This is a genomic window from Pseudomonas sp., assembly GCF_030690725.1.
Classification (GTDB): domain Bacteria; phylum Pseudomonadota; class Gammaproteobacteria; order Pseudomonadales; family Pseudomonadaceae; genus Aquipseudomonas.
In genome coordinates, this window is the sequence record NZ_JAUYGD010000034.1 from 81,419 (window position 1) to 103,693 (window position 22,275).

At 61.5% G+C, this 22,275-nt stretch carries 20 protein-coding genes; 11 read left to right on the plus strand and 9 right to left on the minus strand.

From position 1 onward, the window contains the following. Window positions 1-150 precede the first annotated feature (150 nt). On the plus strand, window positions 151-3,033 hold the full coding sequence (locus Q8O69_RS08085; protein WP_305591096.1) for a bifunctional diguanylate cyclase/phosphodiesterase: 2,883 nt from the start codon (window positions 151-153) through the stop codon (window positions 3,031-3,033). A gap of 59 nt (window positions 3,034-3,092) precedes the next feature. Here Q8O69_RS08085 and Q8O69_RS08090 read toward each other — a convergent pair whose 3' ends face one another. From Q8O69_RS08090 to Q8O69_RS08100, 3 genes are read right to left on the minus strand one after another with little or no spacing between them, the layout of a single operon-like run. Next, window positions 3,093-3,419 carry a hypothetical protein gene (locus Q8O69_RS08090; RefSeq protein ID WP_305591098.1) on the minus strand — a complete coding sequence of 109 codons (327 nt, stop codon included), beginning with the start codon at window positions 3,417-3,419 and terminating at the stop codon, window positions 3,093-3,095. Window positions 3,420-3,475: 56 nt separating this feature from the next. Then, window positions 3,476-4,006 carry a DUF5384 family protein gene (locus Q8O69_RS08095; protein WP_305591100.1) on the minus strand — a complete coding sequence of 177 codons (531 nt, stop codon included), beginning with the start codon at window positions 4,004-4,006 and terminating at the stop codon, window positions 3,476-3,478. Between the two features lie 11 nt (window positions 4,007-4,017). Then, window positions 4,018-4,524 (minus strand): hypothetical protein, encoded by a 507-nt coding sequence (locus Q8O69_RS08100; protein WP_244152851.1) that lies wholly within the window; start codon window positions 4,522-4,524, stop codon window positions 4,018-4,020. 166 nt (window positions 4,525-4,690) lie between these two features. On the opposite strand from Q8O69_RS08100, the gene Q8O69_RS08105 reads away from it, so the two are divergent. Both Q8O69_RS08105 and Q8O69_RS08110 read left to right on the plus strand, forming a co-directional pair. Continuing rightward, entirely contained in the window at window positions 4,691-5,947 is a 1,257-nt protein-coding gene (locus Q8O69_RS08105) for an MFS transporter (protein ID WP_305591104.1), read from the plus strand. Between the two features lie 148 nt (window positions 5,948-6,095). Continuing rightward, entirely contained in the window at window positions 6,096-6,770 is a 675-nt protein-coding gene (locus Q8O69_RS08110) for a hypothetical protein (RefSeq protein WP_305591106.1), read from the plus strand. A gap of 199 nt (window positions 6,771-6,969) precedes the next feature. On the opposite strand, the gene Q8O69_RS08115 is transcribed toward Q8O69_RS08110, so the two are convergent. Together Q8O69_RS08115 and zwf are read right to left on the minus strand one after the other, a co-directional pair. After that, window positions 6,970-8,016, minus strand: a complete 1,047-nt coding sequence (locus Q8O69_RS08115; protein ID WP_305591108.1) for a Fic family protein — start codon at window positions 8,014-8,016, stop codon at window positions 6,970-6,972. Between the two features lie 140 nt (window positions 8,017-8,156). After that, window positions 8,157-9,644 (minus strand): glucose-6-phosphate dehydrogenase, encoded by a 1,488-nt coding sequence (zwf, locus tag Q8O69_RS08120; RefSeq protein ID WP_305591110.1) that lies wholly within the window; start codon window positions 9,642-9,644, stop codon window positions 8,157-8,159. Between the two features lie 111 nt (window positions 9,645-9,755). Between zwf and hexR the strand changes: the two genes are divergently transcribed. After that, complete coding sequence (hexR, locus tag Q8O69_RS08125) at window positions 9,756-10,622, plus strand: transcriptional regulator HexR (protein WP_275960121.1); 867 nt, start codon at window positions 9,756-9,758, stop codon at window positions 10,620-10,622. Between the two features lie 90 nt (window positions 10,623-10,712). Beyond that, window positions 10,713-10,940 (plus strand): PA3496 family putative envelope integrity protein, encoded by a 228-nt coding sequence (locus tag Q8O69_RS08130; protein ID WP_275960122.1) that lies wholly within the window; start codon window positions 10,713-10,715, stop codon window positions 10,938-10,940. 59 nt (window positions 10,941-10,999) lie between these two features. Here the strand turns inward: Q8O69_RS08130 and Q8O69_RS08135 are convergent, their stop codons facing one another. Beyond that, window positions 11,000-13,189, minus strand: a complete 2,190-nt coding sequence (locus Q8O69_RS08135) for a M14 family zinc carboxypeptidase (protein ID WP_305591113.1) — start codon at window positions 13,187-13,189, stop codon at window positions 11,000-11,002. 329 nt (window positions 13,190-13,518) lie between these two features. On the opposite strand from Q8O69_RS08135, the gene Q8O69_RS08140 reads away from it, so the two are divergent. After that, on the plus strand, window positions 13,519-13,989 hold the full coding sequence (locus Q8O69_RS08140) for a hypothetical protein (protein ID WP_305591115.1): 471 nt from the start codon (window positions 13,519-13,521) through the stop codon (window positions 13,987-13,989). On the opposite strand, the gene Q8O69_RS08145 is transcribed toward Q8O69_RS08140, so the two are convergent. Further along, window positions 13,955-14,935 carry a LysR family transcriptional regulator gene (locus Q8O69_RS08145; protein WP_305591117.1) on the minus strand — a complete coding sequence of 327 codons (981 nt, stop codon included), beginning with the start codon at window positions 14,933-14,935 and terminating at the stop codon, window positions 13,955-13,957. The genes Q8O69_RS08140 and Q8O69_RS08145 overlap by 35 nt on opposite strands. Window positions 14,936-15,124: 189 nt before the next feature. On the opposite strand from Q8O69_RS08145, the gene Q8O69_RS08150 reads away from it, so the two are divergent. The 5 genes from Q8O69_RS08150 (at window position 15,125) to glsB (ending at window position 21,102) form a co-directional block, all read left to right on the plus strand. Next, window positions 15,125-16,540, plus strand: a complete 1,416-nt coding sequence (locus tag Q8O69_RS08150) for an acetyl-CoA carboxylase biotin carboxylase subunit (RefSeq protein WP_305591119.1) — start codon at window positions 15,125-15,127, stop codon at window positions 16,538-16,540. 72 nt (window positions 16,541-16,612) lie between these two features. Then, complete coding sequence (gene oadA / locus Q8O69_RS08155; RefSeq protein WP_305591121.1) at window positions 16,613-18,421, plus strand: sodium-extruding oxaloacetate decarboxylase subunit alpha; 1,809 nt, start codon at window positions 16,613-16,615, stop codon at window positions 18,419-18,421. 306 nt (window positions 18,422-18,727) lie between these two features. Further along, entirely contained in the window at window positions 18,728-19,669 is a 942-nt protein-coding gene (locus Q8O69_RS08160; RefSeq protein WP_305591123.1) for a sodium-dependent bicarbonate transport family permease, read from the plus strand. A gap of 1 nt (window position 19,670) precedes the next feature. Further along, entirely contained in the window at window positions 19,671-19,973 is a 303-nt protein-coding gene (locus tag Q8O69_RS08165) for a DUF3240 family protein (protein WP_305591125.1), read from the plus strand. A 220-nt stretch (window positions 19,974-20,193) separates the two neighbouring features. Then, window positions 20,194-21,102, plus strand: coding sequence for a glutaminase B (glsB, locus tag Q8O69_RS08170; protein ID WP_305591127.1), 909 nt, complete (start codon window positions 20,194-20,196; stop codon window positions 21,100-21,102). 39 nt (window positions 21,103-21,141) lie between these two features. On the opposite strand, the gene Q8O69_RS08175 is transcribed toward glsB, so the two are convergent. Together Q8O69_RS08175 and Q8O69_RS08180 are read right to left on the minus strand one after the other, a co-directional pair. Then, window positions 21,142-21,492 carry a hypothetical protein gene (locus Q8O69_RS08175; protein WP_305591129.1) on the minus strand — a complete coding sequence of 117 codons (351 nt, stop codon included), beginning with the start codon at window positions 21,490-21,492 and terminating at the stop codon, window positions 21,142-21,144. 60 nt (window positions 21,493-21,552) lie between these two features. After that, complete coding sequence (locus Q8O69_RS08180) at window positions 21,553-22,056, minus strand: response regulator transcription factor (RefSeq protein ID WP_305591131.1); 504 nt, start codon at window positions 22,054-22,056, stop codon at window positions 21,553-21,555. Window positions 22,057-22,275 lie beyond the last annotated feature (219 nt).

Here is a 22,275-nt window from a genome sequence, read left to right on the forward strand (position 1 = left end):
AGTCAGCCCGGCGGGCGTAGACGGGCTGTGGCCGCGCTCATCGAAAGTTGGGTATTTGTACTGTGAATTAGCGCACGTCTGGCTTGGGCGAAGCGTCTAGCTCGCGTATGCTGCGCCGACGTTTAGGCAACCACTATAAGAAAATCGCCTATGACCGCATCGACTCCATACGCTGGCGCCAATGGCTTCAAGCCGACTTCCGGGCGGGAAGTGGCCCAGTTGTTTGCTACAGATATCGCCGCCGAACGCACCCGCATGCTCTATCAGGGCTCGCAGGTGCCGACCCTGTTTATGCTGCTTAGCGGCGTGGTGTGTGCCTTCCTGTTGTGGGGCGCGCTGCCACATGTGTTGCTGGTCAGCTGGGCGATCTGGCTGGTGATCCTCGCCGTGCTGCGCCTGGTGCAGGTACGCGCTTTCACTAACGCCTTGCCCAGCCGTCAGGCCGAACGCCACTGGCGCCGGCTGTTTCTGTTCGGCGCGGGCGCTTCCGGGCTGACCCTGGCGTTTGCCGCCATCGCCCTGGTGCCGGCGGATGTGTTCTACCTGCAAGCGCTGGTCTACGGTCTGATTGCTGCGGCGATTCTCTCGGCCAGCGTGGCCTATGCCATCAGCTTTACCGCCTTCCTCAGTTTTGCCTTGCCCTGCCTGCTGCCTTCGGTGGGCTATCTGCTGCTCAGTGATAACCCGCTGCAGCGCGGCTGGGGCCTGCTTGGCAGCATTCTGCTGCTGGCCCTGCTGGTGGTGGCCTGGCAGGTCAACCGCCTGGTGCAGCGCAGCCTGCTGCAGCGTTTTCACAACCAGGCGCTGATCAGCAATCTGGAGCACGCCAAGATGCAGGCCGAAGGGCTCAACGGTGAGCTGGCCCATGAAGTGGAACAGCGCCGCCGCGCCGAGCGCGAGTTGCGCCTGGCCCATGGCGAGCTGGAGATGCGCGTGGCCGAGCGCACCCTGGAGCTGGATGAAACCACCTACGCCCTGAGCAAGAGCCGCGCGCGCCTGACCCTGGCCATCGAAGCCAGCGAGCTGGGCCTGTGGGACTGGGACCTGCAGAGTGATGAAGTGCACCACTCGCGGCTCAAGGAAATTTTCGGCCTGGAACCCCATGAAGTGCAGGTGATGCTGCGCGACCTCAAGCCGCGCCTGCACCCGGATGATCTGCCGGTGCTGCGCCGCGCCCTGGTCGAACATATGAAGGGGCGCAGCGACGACTACCAGGTCGAATACCGCATCAAACACGCCCAGGGCCACTGGGTGTGGATCGAAGACCGGGGCCGCGCGGTCGAGCGTGACGCCGAGGGCCGCGTGCTGCGCATGCTCGGCACCCGCCGCGACATCAGCGCGCGCAAGGTACAGGAACAGCAGCAGCAACTGGCCGCCACGGTGTTCGAGGCGGCCAGCGAAGGCATCGTGATCCTCGACCCCGACTATCGCCTGCTGTCGGTCAACCAGGCCTTCAGCGACGTGACCGGTTATCGCCAGGATGAAGTGGTCGGCAAAAGCGTGATCAGCCTGATCAGCAGTGGCGACAGCCGCCGGCAGTACCAGCTGATTCGCCTGGAGCTGGAAAACAGCGGTACCTGGCGCGGCGAGCTGATCGAAACGCGCAAGAACGGCGAGCTGTACCCGCAGTGGCTGCAGCTCAACGTGGTGCGCGATGCGCGGGGCAGCGTCAGCCATATTGTCGGCTTCTTCGCCGATCTGTCGTCGCGCCGGGAAGCCGAAGAGCGTTTGCGCTACCTGTCGCACTACGACGAGCTGACCGGCCTGGCCAACCGCAGCCTGTTCAAGGAGCGTTTGCACGAGGCCAGCCAGCGCGCACGGCAGGGCGGACGCAGCATCGCCCTGCTGCACGTCGACCTGGACCGCTTCAAACTGCTTAACGACAGCCTCGGCCATGAAGTGGCCGATCAGCTGCTGCGCCAGGTCAGTCGCCGTCTGACCCAGGCGGTGCCGGAAGCCGACACCCTGGCGCGCCTGTCCGGTGACGAATTCGCCATCCTGATCGACTCCTACGGCAGCCTCTCCAGCCTGGCGCGCCTGGCCAGCCGCTTGCTGAGCAAGCTGCGCGTGCCGATGACCGTGGGCGGTCATGAGTTGGTGGTCAGCGCTTCCCTGGGCATCAGCCTGCTGCCGGACAACGCGCGGGAGATTTCCGCCCTGGTCAGCCAGGCCAATATGGCCATGCAACATGCCAAGCACCTGGGCGGCAACACCTTCCAGTTCTTCACCGACAACCTGCAGGCCTGCACCCTGGAGCGCCTGCAACTGGAAAACCAGCTGCGCAAAGGCATCAACGAAGGCCAGCTGGAAGTGTTCTACCAGCCCAAGCTATGCCTGGCCTCCGACAGTCTCAACGCCGCCGAGGCGCTGGTGCGTTGGCGCCATCCGGAGCTGGGCCTGGTGCCGCCGAGCGACTTTATCGGCCTGGCCGAAGAAACCGGGCTGATCGGCGCCATCGGCGAATTCGTCCTGCGTCAGGCCTGCCTGCAGGCGCGTGCCTGGCAGGTGCAGGGGCTGGCGCAGATTCGCGTGTCGGTGAACCTTTCGGTGCATCAGCTGCGCCAGGGCAACCTGCTCAGCCTGGTGCGCCAGGTGCTCGATGAAACCGGCCTGGCCGCGCAGTTCCTCGAACTGGAGCTGACTGAAAGCCAGCTGCTGGATAACGTCGAAAGCGTGATCAGCACCTTCCAGCAACTGCGCGAGCTGGGGGTCAAGCTGGCGATCGATGACTTCGGCACCGGCTATTCCTCGCTGAGCTACCTCAAGCGCTTCCCGGTGGATTACGTGAAGATCGACCAAACCTTTATCCGCGACCTCACCCCCGGCAGCGAAGACGCCGCGATCACCCGCGCGATCATCGCCATGGCCCACAGCCTGGAACTCAAGGTGGTCGCCGAGGGCGTGGAAACCCAGGCGCAGATGGACTTCCTCAAGAGCCAGCGCTGCGACGAGATCCAGGGTTACCTGATCAGCAAACCGGTGCCGGCCGAACAGTTCGCCCAGCTGCTGCGCGAGCAGGCCAGCAAGTTCTAGCGATTAGTTGGGTGTCGCAGGAACCGCAAGCGCGCCTGCAAGCAGGCGCGCTTTGGCGGTCAGAGACCGTTGGGGAGAAAGCGGGTGGCCCCGCTGACGTCGTCGATTTTCTTGATGCGGAAGGCTTTTAGGCAGGTTTCATTGCGGGTGTTGCTGTCTGCACAGTACTGCTTGATAAAGTCGGAAAACGCCATGTCTTGACCATTCACGGTCAGCACACGTTTGAAGTATTCACCCTGAATACCCTGTGCTTGCCGGCTGATGGTCATCTCCTGATCGACTACCAAGCGGCCATGCAGATCAACAGTCGGGAACTCGGGGGCTTTTTCTTCTTTGCAGGCAGCCAGCAGCAAACTGGCGGCTACCAGCGTTACTAAACGCAGCATGATGAACTCTCTTGATGAGTGCCTGCCCACAGCGCTAGGTGTGGGCAGGTGTTTGGCTATTCGCCGAACAGGCGGTTGGAGCGATTGACTTCGGCTTTACCCGTGTCTTCCAGCAAGGCCTTGGTGCCCGAGGTCACATTGCGTGAGGCATCCGCATCCGACTGGATGACATCGGTTCTGGCTGCGCTCTCGCGCAGTTCAGCGTCGATATAGTCATTGGCCCGTGCCGCGCGTGCGCGTTTAGCCTGCAGTTCCAGCTTGCGCTCTTCCAACTCCAGTGCACGCAGCTCGTCTTCAAAGCCTTCTTCGCGGGTGCGAACACGCTTGTTTTCAGCTTCCTGAAGCTGGCGCTGTGCGGCAGCCTTTTGGGCGGCTGCTTGTTGTGCTGCAGCGCGTTGACGACGATTAGCTTCATCGCGGGCATCTGCACGTGCTTGCTCGGCGGCGGCCTGGCGGATGCGCTCCGCTTCAGCATTGGCCTGCGCCTGCTTGGTTTCCTGTTCGATTTGGTACAGCTGGTCGAACTGATTGGCCAGGGCTGGCAGCGCCAGCAACGCCAGGGCTGAGCCCAGAACGATATGCTTCATCTGCATGCCCCTCAGCCTTTAGTTGGTTCAGGACAGGCGGCATTAGGCTGGATGCGCGTCTCGTTGGACAGCATCATGACCATCAGGGAGATTTCACCGATCTTGAATTCACAAGGGCGGCCTACTTGTGCGGAGGTGAAGATCTTGCCGTTTTCGGTGTAACCGATCAGCACTCCAGGTACCAGCGTGGTGTCATTAACCAGCGAGCCGGCCATCGCCCCCGCAGCGCCACCGGCCACACCGCCAACAATCGCTGTATCACGGTGATTCTGCGCACCCAGTGCCGCGCCGCCAACAGCGCCCAGCAAACCACCCACCATCATCGCGGCTTTTTGGTTTTTCTCGTTGCTGACTTTGATTTTGGTGGGCGAAACCGTAAGGATCTTGACGGTTTTAGCTTCTTGTTGAGTATTGACCTGGCTCGCGTCGAAGACATCGGCTTGGTACTGTTCACCAGTAGCTTGGCAGCCAGCCAGTACGGCGGCGATAGAGAGTGCCAGACAGCGTTTGATCATCATTCCTTTATTCCTTGATGATTATAAGAAATCCATTTACCAGGCTATTTCCGACTAAGCGTGGCAATCGGCCAGCATTCTAATCAAACGACTTGTCGAGGGTAAAGGTTGATCCTGTCGCACCCGCCAAGTATTCCGTTATGACTATCCGGACAAACCCTTTATTGCCATGAGCCGACTGCTTTCTGCTCCCCCGCGTAGCACGCTGATTCTGCTGGCCTCGCTGTATTGCGCCCAGGGCTTGCCCTCGGGGCTGCTGGCCCATTCGCTGCCGGTATTGTTGCGTCAGCACGGCGTTGATCTGGCGCTGATCGGCTTGCTCAAATTGTTGGCGTTGCCCTGGCTGCTCAAGGTGCTCTGGGCGCCGTGGGTGGATCGGCTGGCTTCGCCGCGCCTGGGCCATCACCGCGGCTGGATTCTGCCGTTGCAGTTGGGTGTTATCAGCGTGGTGGCGGCCTTGGCGCTGATGAGTCCCGCGCGGCTGTTCGACAGCCACTTCATCTTGCTGATCGGCCTGTTGCTGCTGGTCAACCTGGCGGCTTCGACCCAGGACATCGCCACCGACGGCCTGGCCGTGCGCCTGCTGCCGGAGCGCTGGCGCGGGCTGGGCAATAGCCTGCAGGTGGGCGGCTACAAGGTCGGCATGCTGGTCAGCGGCAGTGGTCTGCTGCTGGCGATGGATGCGCTGGGCTGGAACCTGAGTGTGGCGCTGGTGGCGGGGCTGCTGGTGCTGATGACGCTGCCGATCTGGCGCTTTAACGAGCGGCGCGAGCTGCCGTTTCAGCCGGCGCAGGCGGAACCGGCCGGGCCGGGACTATTGCTGCGGCATTACCGTGGCCTGTTGCTGCAGCCCGGCATGCTGTTCTGGCTGGCGGTGCTGCTGAGCTTCAAGCTGGGCGATGCGCTGGGTTCGCCGATGATCAAGCCGATGCTGGTGGATCAGGGCTGGAGCAATGCCGAACTGGGCCAGCTGACCCTTATCAGCAGCCTGGCCGGGATTGCCGGTGCGTTGCTTGGCGGCCTGCTGTATGCGCGCATCGGCGCGTTGCGCGCGCTGCTGCTGTTCGGTCTGTTGCAGGCTTGCGGCATCGCTGCCATGGCAGTACTGGTAAATGCCGGCGGCAGCATCGGCCTGGTCTATCTGGTGGCGTTGTTCGAGCAGACCGCGGATGGCATGTCCACGGTGGCGCTGTTCGCGGTGATGATGCGCCAGTGCCGGCCCGAGCATGAGGGCGCGGACTTTACCCTGCAGGCCAGTGTGCAACTCTTGCTGGCCGGGCTGGTGGGCGCCACCAGCGGTTGGCTGGCCGAGCAGCTGGGTTTTGCCAGTCTGTTTATCAGTGCCGGTGTATTGGGGCTGCTGGCGCTGCCCATCGTGCTGCTGTACTTCTGGCGTGGCGCACGGCCGGCCGCCAGCGCGGCATAAGTCGCCGGCTTTTCGTTAGGTGTTTCCTCTATTCCCACCTGTGCCGGGCGCTGCTCGCCCGGCGGGCGCGCAACCGGATCAAAGATGGCTGCCTTTGTGCTGCGCGCGGGCAATCCTGCGGGCCTGTCCGGATTGAATAGAGGTGCGTATGCGCAAACCCGCGAGCCTGAGTGTTGGCCTGCGTCTGCTGTTGGCGTCCCAGGCCATGGCCCCGTTAAGCGTCAAGCTGGGGCTGGTGCAGCAACTGGGGGCCGAGAAGGCCGCGCTGCTGGCGCCGCATATGCCGCCTGGGCAATTGCGTGAACTGATCATGGCCATGCCCATCGAATTTGCCGCTGCGGTGACCACGCACCTCGACCCGCGGCTGATCCTCGATACTTACCTGAGCCTGCCGGACAGCTTGCATCTTGAGGTGGCGCGTCAGCTCTGCGCCGATGGTGCGTTTGCCACGGCAGCGCTGTATGCCGAGTGCCTGTCGGCCAAGCAGATCAAGGTGCTGATCTACGGCATCAACGATGTCGACCATGTGCTGCAGATTGCTCGACATATTGTCGATATGCCGCTGATCAGCGAGAGCCTGCGCAGCTTCTCCACGGGCTACCTGTGCAAACTCACCGAAGCGGCAGTGCTGGATCGCAATCTGCCGGTGGCTGCTCAGGTGCTGGGCGGCTTGTCACTGGCGCGGCAGGCGGATGTCTGCGCCGGATTGCAGCCGGCGACTTTGCGCAAGCTGTTGCCGCTGCTGCTGTTGATCAGCGGCGATGGCTTGCGCAAGCAGTTGCCGGAAGCCGTGCTACAGGTGTTTGAGCAGCAATTGGCCTAGGTGTGCTAGCTGATGGGAGTCGGGATTATTGATCCCGGCACACAAAAGCTACATCTAGGAGCGGCACGTCGATGATGGTCACTGATCCCAGGTTTGATCCTTGAGCGACAGGTACTGATAGCCCAGCCGCATCAGATGGAGGATGACCGGGATTTTGACTCGGGTGTCTTCATTAAACTTCATGCTAAGCCCCTTGTTTTTACGCCGTGCGACGCCACTTCGCGCTACGGCCTTTACCGGTCGATTCGATCAACCCCTCTGATTTCATTGCCCGCAGTACCAGCCGCACCATGTCCCGGCTCACGCCTGGGCAGGCTTCCTCGATCTCCGAAATCGAAAACGGCAGGGTTCGCCCCAGGGCTTCCGCGCGCACCCGGTCGCCTTTGCTACCTCGACCGCGCTCAATGGTGCCGACACGTTCCTCGAACTCGCGGTAGGCCCGCAGCAGAGCTCCCCAGAAGTAGTCGAGCCAGGGTTTGACGTTGTGTTGCCCTTGATGCCAGCCCTGTGAGCTGGCTTCCAGCGTCTCGTAATAGCCTTCCTTGGTTTCCTCGAAGATGCGCTCCAGGCTGATGTAGCGGCCCACGGCGTAGTCGAAGTGGTAGAGCAGCAATAGGGTCAGCAAGCGAGACATGCGGCCGTTGCCGTCCGGGAAGGGGTGAATACATAGGAAGTCGAGCATCGCCAGCGGCACCAGCACCAGTGGGTCGGCCAAATGTTGGTCCAATGCGGTGGCGTAGTAGCGGGTCATATCGGCCATCGCCATTGGCGTCAAATGAGCGGCGACCGGTTGGAAGCGCAGCCGTGACGTGCCGTCCGGATGGCGTTCGATGATGTCATTGTTGGTGGCTTTCCAGCGTCCGCCGGTCTGCGGCATGTAGCGATACAGCATGGTGTGCAATTGCAGCACCACGCCATCGTTGAAGTTCATGTGCGCAGCCGATTCATGGATCAGCGCCAGGGCATCGCGATAGCCTGCAATCTCCTGTTCGGAGCGACTCTTCGGTGCTGCATTACGGATGACCAGAGACTTCAGCCGGGAGGGTGCGACGACTACACCTTCCAATCGGTTGGATGACTCGGTGGATTCAACTACCGCGATCTGGCACAGGCTCTTGAGGGTTTCGGGAGACTGAGCGGCGTAGAGCTGTTGCTTGCCCTGATGTTCGCCCAATGCGCGCAGTGTGGCGGCCTGAGTGCCATCGAAGCGAAGCGCGGCAAGGTACTCGGGAGTAAGCGAATGCATGGAAATGTAAGCTCAAGCTGCCTAAATGGGGCAATCATAGACTTTAAATGGGGTATTGTGTTTGAAAATACCTCATTAAAGCCGTTTGGTTACCCTATTCCGGTTTGCTAGTTGTATAGCTCATTAGGTTCTTGGCGCCGCTACTCCATCCACTGCCGTTCATGGCGCTCCAGCAGGTTGCTGGCCTGCTCCGGGCCGTCGCTGCCGGCCGGGTAGGGGCGCGGGCTCTGGTAGTGCTGGTGCCAGCCCTTGATGATCGGGTCGACCCAGTTCCAGGCCGCTTCGACTTCGTCACGGCGCATAAACAGTGTCGAGTCGCCTTCGATCACGTCGAGCAGCAGGCGCTCGTAGGCATCCCAGCGGCGCTGTTTGTGAAAGGCATCGGCCAGGTTGAGGTCGAGCTCCACCGGCTGCAGGTGCATGCCCTTGCCTGGGCTTTTGCCCATCAATTGCAGGCTGATGCGCTCTTCCGGCTGCAGGCGGATCAGCAGGCGGTTGGCTTCGCCGCCGCCGAACAGCTGGTGCGGCACCGGTTTGAACTGGATCAGGATTTCCGAAGTCTTGTGCCCCAGGCGTTTGCCGGTGCGCAGGTAGAACGGCACGCCGGCCCAGCGCCAGTTGTCGATCTCGGCCTGCACGGCGACAAAGGTTTCGGTGTCGCTGTCGTTGTCGACGTTCTTCTCGAAGTAATAGGCCGGCACTTCCTGGCCGCCGATCTTGCCGGCGGTGTACTGGCCGCGCACGGTCTTGTCCTGCACGTCGAGGCCGGTGATGGGTTTCAGCGCTTCGAGGATTTTCACCTTCTCGTTGCGCACCGCTTCGGCGTCGAAACGCACCGGCGCTTCCATGGCCACCAGGCAGAGCAGCTGCAGCAGGTGGTTCTGGATCATGTCGCGCATGGCGCCGGCTTTTTCGTAGTAGGCACCGCGGTTTTCCACGCCGAGGGTTTCGCACACGCTGATCTGCACGTGGTCGATATGCCCGGCGCGCCAGATCGGCTCGAACAGCGCGTTGGCGAAGCGCAGCGCCATCAGGTTCTGCACCGTCTCCTTGCCCAGGTAGTGGTCGATACGGAATACCCGTGACTCATCGAACACCGCGCCGATGGCGGCGTTGATCGCCTGCGCCGACTGCAGCGAATGGCCGATGGGTTTTTCCAGCACGATGCGCGCCTTGGGGCCGGCCAGACTGGCGACCTTCAGGTGCGAGGCGATGTCTTCGAACAGATCCGGCGCGGTGGCCAGGTAGTAGATGCGCACGCGCTCATGGTCTTCGCCCAGGCGCTTGCCCAGGCGGCCAAAGTCGGCGCTCTGGCTGGCGTCCATGGCGAAGTAATCAAGGCGCGCGGCGAAGCTGGCCCAGGTGTCGTTGTCGAAGTCGTTACGCGCCACTTGAGCGCGGCAATGGCGTTCGGCTAGGGCCTGAAAGGCTGTGCGGCTATGGGCACTGCGGGCCAGGGCGAGGATGCGTGTGTCGCCATGCAGGCGGCCAGCGCGATGCAGGTGGTAGAGCGCTGGCAGCAGTTTATGCAGGGCCAGATCGCCGGTGCCGCCAAACACCAGCATGTCGCAGGGAATGCTCAAGGTGGGAACTCCGACTCGGTTTAACCGTGCGAGGGCGGCGGCCATGTAGTATAACTACAAGACCACTACAACCCGTCGTACGCCGATCATAACCGAGTCATGACTCCAATGCGGCGTGCTAGATGGATTCGTTAGCCAAATGCCGAGCCTAAACCTGTGAACCTGTTGCAGCACATTGCCCAGTCGCGTCATCTCCTCCGCAAATCGGAACTTAAGGTCGCCGACCATGTTCTGCTCGACCCGGCCTCGGTCATGCACAGCTCCATGGCTGAGCTGGCGCACAGCGTTGGCATCAGCGAGCCGACCATCGTGCGTTTCTGCCGGGCGATTGGCTGCACTGGCTTTCAGGACCTCAAACTCAAGCTGGCGCAGAGCCTGGCCGCAGGCGCCAGCTTTGGCCAGTTCGCGATTCATGAAGACGATTCGGTGGCGGACTTCAGCCTGAAGATCTTCGACACCACCCTGCACACCCTGATCGAGGTGCGCGAGAAGCTCGACACCCAGGCGCTGCAGCAGGCCATCGCGGCCATCGCCAATGCCCAGCGCGTGGAGTTTTATGGTTTTGGCGCATCCGGCGCGGTGGCGGCGGATGCCCAGCACAAGTTCTTCCGCCTGCTGCTGACTGCGGCGGCCTATTCCGACCCGCATATGCAGGCGATGAGTGCGGTGACCCTGAAGCCTACCGACGTGGCCATCTGCATCTCGCAGTCCGGGCGCTCTAAGGATTTGCTGATCACCGCCAACCTGGTGCGTGAAACCGGCGCGACGCTGATCACCCTGTGCCCGAGCCAGACGCCGCTGGCTGATCTGGCCACGGTCAACCTGGCCATCGACGTGCAGGAAGACACCGAAATCTACACCCCGCTGACCTCGCGTATCGCCCACCTGGTGGTGATCGACGTGCTCGCCATGGGCGTGGCCATGGCCCGTGGCCCCGGCCTGGTTAACCACCTGAAAAGCGTCAAGCGCAGTCTGCGTAGCCTGCGGCTGTCGCCCAAGGCGCATAAGAGCGTCGAAGACTGATTTCATCGCCACGTTATCGCGTGGCCATCAAAGCGTCATATCCAGGGTCGATGCTGGTACTCCCCTTATTCAGCTTGGGAGTTGCACCCTATGTCTGGCTATCTGGATAAACCGCAGTCTCACGAAAGCAGCGACGCCAAGGCCCGGCGCAAGCTGCTGGATCAGCGCCGCATGGAATATCGCCGCGCGATTGAAAGCTATGCCGAGCAGCGTCAGCTGCAGCATGAGTTGATCGATTTTCCGGAGTTGATCGCGACCAGCTACCTGCACAGTCTGCAGGCGGGGTCTAAGAAAGACGCGGCAGCAACGGCGCGCTGAATACGTGCCGGTGGGTAGCAAGCCTGGAGCCGCATACGACGGCCCCAGGCTGCCAGGCCTTACTCGATATTGACGGTGTAATCCTCCACTTCACCGTAATTGAAGGTGCCACACGGCACGGGCGCGGTGTTGTAGCGCATGGCTACGCGCATGCGGGTTTTCCCGGTGGCGGCGCCTGCGGGGATCACCAGGTTGCCATTCACCACCGTGCTGAGCGCGCGCGCGGAGGTGAACAGTTCTTCACCCGCATCGGTGAAGTCGCCGTCCTTGTTCAGGTCGACCCACACCTTCCAGTACTCGTTGTAGGCCGAGCCGGCAAATTGCGGCGTCAGGCGCAGGCTGTTGCTACCTCGTTGCAGGTTCACCACCTGGCCAATCCGCGCCTCGGTGAAGTCGCTGTAGGTGCTGGCGCCGGAGCTGCGGGTGAAGCTGCCGAAACTGACCTGGCTGATCCACTCATCGTTGGCATTACCGCTGGCTGCGCTGCAGTAGTTCGGCTGCGGCGTACCGGTGCCGATTACCAGAAATGCCGCCGAGACCGCACCCCAGGTGCCGGACGCATCCCGCGCGCGGACATACACGGTGTGCTTGCCAGGCTGCAGCCCGGTGGTGGCGATGCTGCCGGTCAGGCCTTCGGTCTTGCCGTTGAAGCTGCCGTCCAGGGGTTGCAGAGGCATCGCCTGAGCGCCTGATTCCCAGGGCGCCTTGTCGATGTAGTACTCGGCAGCGGTAACGTTCTGCGTGGGCTCGGTGCCATTGCGGGTGCTGAAACCAAGGTCACTCGCGGTGGCGCTCAACGTCACCAGGGTGCCGGCAGGCACACCGCTGGCGGCATTGCCACTCAGTGCCAGGCTGCTGATGTCCGGGCCGCCAGGGGTGATGTAAGGCGTGCGGACAACCTTGGCCGCGTAGATCAGGGCAGGCAGGTTCTTCGGCTTGATGGTGTTCTGGTAGACCGTGCAGGTCTGGAAGAACTGTGTGCCCAGCTCGAAGGTGTAGGCAGCAACACCCAGTTCGCCATAGCTGATGCCATCACTGGTGCCGTCGGTTGGATAAAGGCCAATGGACTGCTGCGGCGTATAACCATTAAACAGGGCGAACTTGCGCCCCAGGGTCTGCAGCGCGCTGCCATTGGGTGCGGCCTGGCTGGTATCGCCCCACGGCCACAGCACCAGTTCGCTGTAACTGTGGATATCCAGGTGGATACCACTGGTGTCGCTTGGCGCTGCATCGTTTTTGCCGGGCCCGCGACGATCCGGCCAGAGGTTGCGCACATAAGCTTCCAGGGTCTGGATTTCCGGTTCGGAGCCGGCGCTGGGGCCGCGGTAGGTGTCATTGCAGGCACTGCCGCTGGAACCTTGGCCGTTGGTGCTGTTCCAGCCGAAGGTGAAATTGCGGTTAAGGTCGGCGCCGCGGCTGTTGCTGTTGGCGCCGCAGTAGTTCTGGTTGGCATTCTTGCGCCAGGACAGGCCGGTTTCGGCTTTCTTGCGACCGTCCGGGTTGGTCTGCAGCATCAAGTGGACCTCGTGGTGATCGAGAATCCAGGTGGCGTCGGCATCGGTGCCGTAGCCGTTGACCAGCCAACGGGCGAAATCCAGCACCAGCGGCGCGGTGGTGTACTCGCGGGCATGGATGGCGCTGTTGATAAACAGCTTGGGCTTATTGCCGGTAATGGCTTTGTTGGTCAGCTTGAGCACGCCGATGTCGTGCCCACCCTGGCCATTAAGCTTTTCCCAGGACTGGCCTACCAGTAACCACTGGGCGATACCGGGAAACTGACTGGCCATGCCGCTGGCCACACTGTAGGTGCTCTCCAGGGTTTCATAGCAGGCGTAGCCAGGGATGCTGGCCAGGCTTGTATCACTCATCGCCGTTGCGCTTTGCAGGCTGCGTTGTTGCAGGCGATTCTGGATCAGCGTGAGGACTTCATTGCGCTTGGCAATAAACTCCTTGGCCGGTTCGAAGGTGAAGCCGAAGACCGCGAGTTTTTCCTGCTCTTCCTCGGTCAGCTCCATGATCAGGTAGCCCTGCTCATAGTGCGATTCAAGCAACTGGCCGTGGAAGCTGATGGCCGCTTTACGGGCAAGGTCTTCGTTGGGGAAAAACGCCTTGTACACCTGGTTGGCGGCTTTTTCCTGCTCCAGCAGCATAAAGTCTTCTTGGGGGTGGGCCTGTGCCTGAACCGTGTTGAGCATGCAAAGCGCGGTGATGCTGGCACTGATGGCGAGGGTTAACTTCCGCTTTCTCATTCTTGAGATTCCTATCCTTCACTTATTGTTTATCCGCCCCCGGTAAGGAACGGTGTGTTTTTTGCCCCCTTGTGGAGGGCGAGGGATGTTTGGCAGTGGAAGCTCTTGATGCCGAATGCGTTGGCGCTACTGCATGCCGCTGAACATCTTGTTATGGGAGGCAGGCCGATCTGGTACAAGAGTGCAAAGGAACTTAGAAGGCGCTTTAAAGCCTGTCAATTTCTTCGTAGATCGCTGTCGTTTTTCGTATTTTCACGACATATAGCCGACACGATGCCCGCGAAAATGATGGCTACTGGCTATGTATGGCAACCGCGTAGGAGGGATGTATGCAAGGGATCAACGGATTGCGCATGGGCGTGCTGCTGCTAGCTCTGGGGCTGGCTGTGAGCTGTGCTTCAGGCGGAACCGAGCAGCAGGTTGGTGCAGATAAGGCGCACGCGATGGCGGCTGAGTGGACGCAGCTGCGGCAGGCCAAGGGGCATTTTGCCGGGGGCGAGTGGCGCCAGGATCTGGATGCCTGGCAGGGTCGTAAGCACCAACTGATGCAGGCGTTGGCCGCCGAGGTGCTGGCTGCGCGCAGCGATACGCCGGCGGTGCTGGCGCTGCTAGGCGAGCCGGATGCCAAAGTAACGGTCGATCAGGCGGACTACGCCGATTGGCAGCGCCGCACTGAATGGCAAGGCAGTCCGGGGCCGCTGCTGTGGAGTTATCACTGGCGCGGTCAGCATGATCAGCTGCTGGTGGCCTTCAGCGAGGGGCGGGTCAGTGCAGTGGGCTGGTTATATGCCTGGGAGTAGCGTCGCCGATGGGCTCGGCAAAACGCTCAGCCAGCGTGTTGATCAGGCTGCGTTGATCGCGCACGAAGGCGAAAAACGCCTGGGCCACCGGTGACAGGTATTTGCTGCGCGGGTGCACCAGGCACCAGCTGCGCAGCAGTGGCAGTTCGGCTACCGGCAGCTCGCGCAGGGCGCCGCATTCCAGCTCGCGGCGCACGGCGTGGCGTGGCAGTAAAGCCAGGCCAAGGCCGGCGATAACCCCTTCGCATTGGCCTTCCATGGAGCCGACTTCCAGCGTTTGGGCGAAGTGCGCGCGCTTCTGGTGGCAATACTCCTCGCAGGCCTGGCGCGTGCCGGAGCCGGCTTCACGGATCAGCAGCGGAAAGGCGGTGAGGTCCTGCAGGCTTAGCTGTGCGTGCTGGCACAGCGGGTGATCGGGCGGCGCCACGGCGATGATCGGGTTATTAAGGAAGGGCAGAAACTCCAGATTCATGTCCGTAGGCACCCGCGACATGATCAGTAGGTCATCGCGGTTGGCGTTCAGGCGTCTGAGTGCCTGGCTGTGGTTGGTCACCACCAGCTGTAAGTTGACTTCCGGGTATTGCTGGCGAAAAGCGGCGAACAGGTGTGGAACGAAGTACTTGGCGCTGGATTCAATCGCCAGGCTCAGCTGTCCCTGCAGCGAGCCCTGCAGGTCGGCCAGCTGCATGTCGAGGCTTTCCAGGCGGCCGAAAATATCCGCGCTGGCGCGTTGCAGGGCTTCGGCGGCCTCGGTCAGGTAGAGTTTTTTGCCGACATAGTCGAACAGCGGCTGGCCGATCAGTTCTTCCAGTTGGCGAATCTGCAGGCTGACCGCCGGCTGGGTCAGGGCCATTTCCTCCGCCGCGCGGCTGTAGGAGAGGTGACTGCACACCGAGCGAAACACCTGAATCTGACGAAATGTCATACGCAGCAAAGACTTACGCATGATTAGCACCTGTGTGTCGGAGTCGATCAGGCTCAACTATAAGCTTTAGCTAATGGCTAACCCAATAATTATTGATTTTGGTTAATCACCAAGCCGGCGTAGCGTGAGTGCCTGACCGCTACTGCTGCTGCGGTCACACGTCGACCGGATTTGTCGGTTGCCTGCTCACGTGATCGAGGATGCTGGCTCGTGATCAAGAAAATTCTGATAGCCAACCGCGGTGAGATTGCCGTGCGTATCGTGCGGGCCTGTGCCGAAATGGGCATTCGTTCGGTGGCGGTGTATTCCGATGCCGACCGCCAGGCGCTACACGTCAAGCGTGCGGACGAGGCCCACGGCATTGGTGCCGACCCGCTGGCCGGCTACCTGAACCCGCGCAAGCTGGTCAACCTGGCGGTGGAAACTGGCTGCGATGCGCTGCATCCCGGCTATGGTTTTCTTTCGGAAAACGCCGAACTGGCGGATATCTGCGCCGAACGTGGGATCAAGTTTATAGGCCCGAGTGCGGACGTGATCCGCCGCATGGGCGACAAGACCGAAGCGCGCCGCAGCATGATCAAGGCTGGCGTGCCGGTCACCCCAGGTACCGAAGGCAACGTGGCGGATATCGCCGAGGCGCTGAGCGAGGGCGACCGCATCGGTTATCCGGTGATGCTCAAGGCCACTTCCGGTGGCGGCGGTCGTGGTATTCGTCGCTGCAACAGCCGTGAGGAGCTGGAGCAGGCGTTCCCACGGGTGATCTCCGAGGCGACCAAGGCCTTCGGTCGCGCCGAGGTGTTTCTGGAAAAATGCATCGTCAACCCCAAGCACATCGAGGCGCAGATCCTCGGTGACAGCTTCGGCAATGTGGTGCACCTGTTCGAGCGCGATTGCTCGATCCAGCGGCGCAATCAGAAACTGATCGAAATCGCCCCCAGCCCGCAGCTGACCCCCGAGCAGCGTGCCTATATCGGCGATTTGGCCGTGCGTGCGGCCAAGGCGGTGGGTTACGAGAACGCCGGCACCGTGGAGTTTCTGCTCGCCGAGGGCGAGGTGTACTTTATGGAGATGAACACCCGGGTGCAGGTGGAGCACACCATCACCGAAGAAATCACTGGCATCGACATCGTCCGCGAGCAGATCCGCATCGCCTCGGGCCTGGAGCTGTCGGTCAAGCAGGAAGACATCATCCACCGTGGCTATGCCCTGCAGTTCCGCATCAACGCCGAAGACCCGAAGAACAACTTCCTGCCCTCATTCGGCAAAATCACCCGTTACTACGCCCCCGGCGGTCCGGGCGTACGCACCGACACGGCGATCTATACCGGTTACACCATTCCGCCGTACTACGACTCCATGTGCCTGAAGCTGGTGGTCTGGGCGCTGACCTGGGAAGAAGCCCTGGCCCGTGGCCTGCGTGCACTCGACGACATGCGCGTGCAGGGGGTGAAAACCACCGCCGCCTATTACCAGGAAATCCTGCGTAATCCGGAATTCCGCAGCGGCCAGTTCAACACCAGTTTTGTCGAGGCGCACCCGGAGCTGACCGAGTACTCGATCAAGCGCAACCCGTCGCACCTGGCCATCGCCATTGCCACCGCCATTGCTGCCCACGCCGGCCTTTAACGAATCGTAGCCCGGATGTAATCCGGGAACTGCGGCCCCGGATTGCATCCGGGCTACAGGAGAGCAGAGAACATGAGCAAGAAGATCACTGTCACCGATACCATCCTGCGCGATGCCCACCAGTCGATCATCGCCACGCGCATGCGCCTTGATGACATGTTGCCGATCTGCGCCAAGCTCGATCAGGTCGGCTACTGGTCGCTGGAAGTCTGGGGCGGCGCGACCTTCGATTCCTGCGTGCGCTTCCTCAAGGAAGACCCCTGGGAGCGTCTGCGCAAACTCAAGGCCGGCTTGCCCAACACCCGCTTGCAGATGCTCCTGCGCGGGCAGAACCTGCTCGGTTATCGCCACTACAGCGACGACGTGGTGCGCGCCTTTGTGGCCAAGGCGGCGGTCAATGGCATTGACGTGTTCCGCATCTTCGATGCGATGAACGATGTGCGAAACCTGCGCGTGTCCATCGAGGCGGTGAAGGCCGCCGGCAAACATGCCCAGGGCACCATCGCTTACACCACCAGCCCGGTGCACACCGTCGAAGCGTTCGTGAAGCAGGCCAAGGCCATGCAAGCGATGGGCATCGACTCCATCGCGATCAAGGATATGGCCGGTTTGCTGACGCCCTATGCCACGGCTGATCTGGTCAAGGCCTTGAAGGCGGAAGTCGACCTGCCGGTGTTTATCCACAGCCACGACACCGCCGGCATGGGTTCGATGTGCCAGCTCAAGGCGATTGAAGCGGGCGCCGACCATATCGACACCGCCATCTCCAGCTTCGCCTGGGGCACCAGCCATCCGGGCACCGAGTCGATGGTCGCCGCGCTCAAGGGCAGCGAGTACGACACTGGCCTGGACCTGGCGCTGATCCAGGAGATCGGCCTGTACTTCCACGCCGTGCGCAAGAAGTACCACCAGTTCGAAAGCGAGTTCACCGCCGTCGACACCCGCGTGCAGGTCAATCAGGTGCCGGGCGGGATGATGTCCAACCTGGCCAATCAGTTGAAAGAGCAGGGCGCGCTGAGCCGCATCAACGAAGTGTTCGCGGAAATCCCGCGGGTGCGTGAAGACCTCGGCTTCCCGCCGCTGGTAACCCCGACCTCGCAGATCGTCGGCACCCAGGCGGTGTTCAACGTGCTCGCAGGCGAGCGCTACAAGACCATCACCAATGAGGTGAAGTTGTACCTGCAGGGCCGTTACGGCCTGGCACCGGGCAAGGTCAACGAGCAGCTGCGCAAGCAGGCGATTGGCAGCGAAGACGTGATCGAAGTGCGCCCGGCCGATCTGCTCAAGCCGGAAATGGCCAAGCTGCGCGAAGAAATCGGCAGCCTGGCGCAATCCGAAGAAGACGTGCTGACCTACGCCATGTTCCCGGATATCGGGCGCAAGTTCCTTGAAGAACGCGCCGCCGGCACCCTGACCCCGGAAGTGCTGCTGCCAATCCCGGAAGCCGGCGGCGTGGCCCCGGCCGGTGGTGAAGGCGTGCCGACCGAGTTTGTGGTGGATGTGCATGGCGAAAGCTACCGCGTCGACATCACCGGCGTTGGCGTGAAGAGCGACGGCAAGCGCCACTTCTACCTGTCCATCGACGGCATGCCGGAAGAAGTGGTGTTCGAGCCGCTGAATGATTTTGTCGCGGGTGCCAGCGGTAAGCGCAAGCAAGCCAGCGCACCGGGCGATGTCAGCACCAGCATGCCGGGCAATATCGTCGATGTGCTGGTCAAGGTCGGCGACACGGTCAAGGCCGGCCAGGCGGTGCTGATCAGTGAAGCGATGAAGATGGAAACCGAAGTGCAGGCGCCGATTGCCGGCACCGTGAAAGCGGTGCATGTGGCCAAGGGCGACCGGGTCAACCCGGGCGACGTACTGGTGGAAATCGAAGGTTAACCTCGGAAGCCCCGGCTGTTTGAACAGGCATTTGAATGGTTTTTTTGGGGCTTCTTTTTATACCGCCGGCGCGGCTTATTCGTCGCGTCGGCAAGGGTTTTGGGCCAAGTGCCTGAGTCCCCTGGGAGCCGTACGGCTCCTTTTTTTCGGTTATGCCCCGCTGTGCAGGGTTCTGCTGTTCTCAGCAGGAGACTGGGCAAAACTGCGGGTATCAGCACAACGCGTGGTGGGGGCATGACCTTTTATTCGAGCAGGTGGTGACGCGGCAGGCGTCTGAATAGCAGTTCAATACAGGAGCAATGCGCGGTGAGTCTGGACCCGGTGGTGCTGTTCTTTGTCTTCGGTCTGTTGGCCGGTCTGCTGAAAAGCGAGCTGAAACTGCCGCCTGCGCTGTATGAAACGCTGTCGATCATTCTGTTGCTGGCCATTGGTCTGCACGGCGGCGTGGAGCTGGCCGAACAGGCCAGCTGGCAGTTGCTCGGCCAGGCGGCCTGGGTGTTGGGCCTGGGCGTGGCGTTGCCGCTGCTGGCTTTTGCCGTGCTGCGCGGCCTGGGCTTTGACCGGGTCAACGCTGCAGCGGTGGCGGCGCACTATGGCTCGGTCAGCGCCGGGACCTTTGCCGTGGTGGTGGCCTATATGCTGGCCAAGGGCATCGAGTTCGAAAGCTATATGCCGCTGTTTGTCGCCATTCTGGAAATCCCGGCGATTCTGGTCGGCATTCTGTTGGCCAAGGGCATTGCCCGCGATACCGATTGGGGCGAACTGGGCCGGGAGATCTTTCTCGGCAAGAGCATCATGCTGCTGCTCGGTGGCCTGATCATCGGCGCGATTGCCGGCAAGGAGGCGATCAAACCGCTGGAGCCGTTCTACACCAGTATGTTCAAGCCGGTGCTGGCGCTGTTCCTGTTGGAGATGGGCCTGATTGCCTCTGGCCAGCTGGGTTCGCTCAAACAGTTCGGCCTGCGCCTGCTCGGTTTTGCCTTGCTGATGCCGTTGCTCGGCGCGCTGATCGGCGCGTTGCTTGGCCGCTTTATGGGCCTGAGCCTGGGCGGCACAGCGGTACTGGCCACGCTGGCGGCGTCGGCGTCCTATATCGCTGTGCCGGCGGCCTTGCGCCTGGCCTTGCCCGAGGCCAACCCGTCGCTGTCGCTAACGGCGTCGCTGGGTATCACCTTTCCCTTCAATATCATCGTCGGCATCCCGTTGTACCTGATGCTGGCCGAACAGCTGATGGCCTGGGGGCTCTGAAATGGACGCACATATCCGCACCCTGCTCACCGTGATCTGCGAAGCCGCGTTGGAGAAAAAGCTGGTGGCTGACTTGGAACAGCTCGGCGCGCCGGGCTGGACCATTTCCGACGCCCGTGGTCGTGGCGGCCGTGGCGTACGCAGCGCCGGCTGGGACACCGAAGGCAATATCCGTGTGGAGATCATCTGTACCCGCGATGTCGCCGAACGCATCGCCGCCCACCTGCAGGCGCGCTACTACGCCAATTACGCCATGGTCTGCTACCTGGCCCAGGTTGAAGTGCTGCGCGCGGAAAAGTTTTAACGGGCGCCTTCTGGGGCGTAGGGTGGATGACGCTTTATCCATCCACCAAACTGCGACGGTGGATGAGAAAAGCGTCATCCACCCTACGGGTCTGACGAGGTAGCCCGAACAAGCGTGAGCGCAGTCCGGGATTGATTGGCGTGGGGTGTGATCAGCGCCGCCAGGCAAGCGTCTATCTGCCATTGTCCGAGGCGCGCTCGGACCTTGTGCGAGCCTGAGCATGCAAGCGTTGTTGAATGAAATTCTGGATCAAGTCCGCCCGCTGATTGGTCAGGGCAAGGTGGCCGATTACATCCCGGCGCTGGCCGATGTGCCGGCGCAGCAACTGGGTATCGCGGTGTACAGCAACGACGGCGAGCTGTACTGCGCCGGTGATGTGGACACGGCGTTCTCCGTGCAGAGCATTTCCAAGGTGTTCAGCCTGGTGCAGGCGATTGAGCATTCCGGTGAGGATATCTGGCAACGCCTGGGCCACGAGCCGTCTGGCCAGCCGTTCAATTCACTGGTGCAGCTGGAGTTCGAGCGTGGCCGCCCGCGCAATCCGTTTATCAACGCCGGCGCCCTGGTGATTTGCGATATCAACCAGTCGCGCTTTGCCGCGCCGGTGTTGTCGATGCGCGACTTCGTGCGCCGTTTGGCCGGTAATCCCGAGGTGGTGGTAGACCGGCACGTGGCTGAGTCGGAATACCAGCACCGCGCGCGCAACGCGGCGGCAGCTTATCTGATGCAGTCCTTCGGCAATTTCCACAACGACGTGGAGGCGGTGCTGCGCAGCTATTTCAGCTACTGCGCGCTGCGTATGAGCTGCGTCGACCTGGCGCGGGCGTTCTGCTTTCTGGCCAACGACGGCTTCTGCAAGCACAGCGGGCAGCAGATTCTCAGCGTGCGGCAGAGCAAGCAGGTCAACGCGATCATGGCCACCAGCGGCCTGTACGACGAAGCGGGCAACTTTGCCTACCGCGTCGGCCTGCCGGGCAAGAGCGGCGTCGGCGGCGGCATCGTCGCCGTGGTGCCGGGGCGTTTCAGTGTGTGCGTGTGGTCGCCGGAACTGAACGCCGCCGGCAACTCCCTGGCCGGGATCAAGGCGCTGGAGCTGCTCAGCGAGCGGATTGGCTGGTCGGTGTTCTGACGCTCGCTTTTCGCGGGCATGGCCCGCTCCTACAACTGATCAGTCGGCCATTGGCTCCGCTGATTCGTCGGTTGCTGATGCCTCTTCCTGCGGCGCTTTCTCGGTCTTTTCACAGATGCCGTTGGCACCCTGTTTACCGGTGTAGGAGACCGTCGGCGTGCCGGCAGCATTCAGGCTGATGGACAGGGTAACGCCTTCACCCTTGGCCTCGAAGAACTGCTCGCTGAGCTTGTGCAGAACGATCTGTTTGTCGTTGATATACACCGGGCCGCCGGCCTCGGCGCGCACGCTGAGGTCGGTCGGGCAAGTGACCTCGAATGCCGGCAGATTGGCGGCATGGGCCAGGCCGCTGGCCGTTAACAGGGCGATGAGGGTGGGCAGTCTGTTCATGCTGTGGCTCCAGGCAGGGCGACGGGCAAAGGCCGCCAGCGTTAGCAGCGGCCCGAATAATCAACTAAGCAGCCGCCCGTGGCCTTGTCCAACTGTTGTGGGGTTGGCCCGATCAGCTGCGTTGTCCGCCTTCGTTGGTGCTCTTAGCGGTAGCACCAGCCAACCGCTTACCACTGCTTCATAGAGCAACTCGCAGATATTCGCGACGGCCAGCTTGCCTTGCATATTGCTGCGGTGCTTGCGCACGGTCAGGTCGCTGATGCCAAGTCGGCGGGCAACTTCCTTATCGCTCAGTCCTTGGGCAAATAGCTGCACGATCTGTAATTCGCGCGCACTTAATTTGCCGCTCTTTAGCGGTGTTTTATTAGTTGTTTCAAGTGTCGGGAAAGTTTCCAGATAATAAATAGCCAGCTGCGCAGATTTATTCAGTGCAAGTTTGCTGTGCAAGTGTTCTCGATGTTTTCTGGCGGTACTTATGGACACGCATAATAGTGCGGATATATCCCGGTCAGTGCAGCCGCGGGCGATAAGTGACAGGGCCTGAACCTCGCGCGGCGTAAGCACATTGTCAATCCTTTCTGATGCGCCAGAGAGGACCAGAAGTTAGCGCTTGCCAAGTAATAGACCGAGATGGAAATACTTCCCCAGATATACCGAATTTGCCCAATATCCAGTTATCCGGTTAGTCGCCAGAGTTTAATCGTCGACTAACTCCATGGGGCTCATCAGGGCTGCAAACGAGTTGCCTTATTCGGCGTACGTGCCGCGGCATGAGTTGCGGTG

Excerpts from the sequence above, each read along its gene's own strand:
- Q8O69_RS08085 (WP_305591096.1), top strand. The coding sequence starts at position 151 with ATGACCGCATCGACTCCATACGCTGGCGCCAATGGCTTCAAGCCGACT.
- Q8O69_RS08090 (WP_305591098.1), bottom strand. The coding sequence starts at position 3,419 with ATGCTGCGTTTAGTAACGCTGGTAGCCGCCAGTTTGCTGCTGGCTGCC.
- Q8O69_RS08095 (WP_305591100.1), bottom strand. The coding sequence starts at position 4,006 with ATGAAGCATATCGTTCTGGGCTCAGCCCTGGCGTTGCTGGCGCTGCCA.
- Q8O69_RS08100 (WP_244152851.1), bottom strand. The coding sequence starts at position 4,524 with ATGATGATCAAACGCTGTCTGGCACTCTCTATCGCCGCCGTACTGGCT.
- Q8O69_RS08105 (WP_305591104.1), top strand. The coding sequence starts at position 4,691 with ATGAGCCGACTGCTTTCTGCTCCCCCGCGTAGCACGCTGATTCTGCTG.
- Q8O69_RS08110 (WP_305591106.1), top strand. The coding sequence starts at position 6,096 with ATGCGCAAACCCGCGAGCCTGAGTGTTGGCCTGCGTCTGCTGTTGGCG.
- Q8O69_RS08115 (WP_305591108.1), bottom strand. The coding sequence starts at position 8,016 with ATGCATTCGCTTACTCCCGAGTACCTTGCCGCGCTTCGCTTCGATGGC.
- zwf (WP_305591110.1), bottom strand. The coding sequence starts at position 9,644 with ATGGCCGCCGCCCTCGCACGGTTAAACCGAGTCGGAGTTCCCACCTTG.
- Q8O69_RS08130 (WP_275960122.1), top strand. The coding sequence starts at position 10,713 with ATGTCTGGCTATCTGGATAAACCGCAGTCTCACGAAAGCAGCGACGCC.
- Q8O69_RS08135 (WP_305591113.1), bottom strand. The coding sequence starts at position 13,189 with ATGAGAAAGCGGAAGTTAACCCTCGCCATCAGTGCCAGCATCACCGCG.
- Q8O69_RS08140 (WP_305591115.1), top strand. The coding sequence starts at position 13,519 with ATGCAAGGGATCAACGGATTGCGCATGGGCGTGCTGCTGCTAGCTCTG.
- Q8O69_RS08145 (WP_305591117.1), bottom strand. The coding sequence starts at position 14,935 with ATGCGTAAGTCTTTGCTGCGTATGACATTTCGTCAGATTCAGGTGTTT.
- oadA (WP_305591121.1), top strand. The coding sequence starts at position 16,613 with ATGAGCAAGAAGATCACTGTCACCGATACCATCCTGCGCGATGCCCAC.
- Q8O69_RS08165 (WP_305591125.1), top strand. The coding sequence starts at position 19,671 with ATGGACGCACATATCCGCACCCTGCTCACCGTGATCTGCGAAGCCGCG.
- glsB (WP_305591127.1), top strand. The coding sequence starts at position 20,194 with ATGCAAGCGTTGTTGAATGAAATTCTGGATCAAGTCCGCCCGCTGATT.
- Q8O69_RS08175 (WP_305591129.1), bottom strand. The coding sequence starts at position 21,492 with ATGAACAGACTGCCCACCCTCATCGCCCTGTTAACGGCCAGCGGCCTG.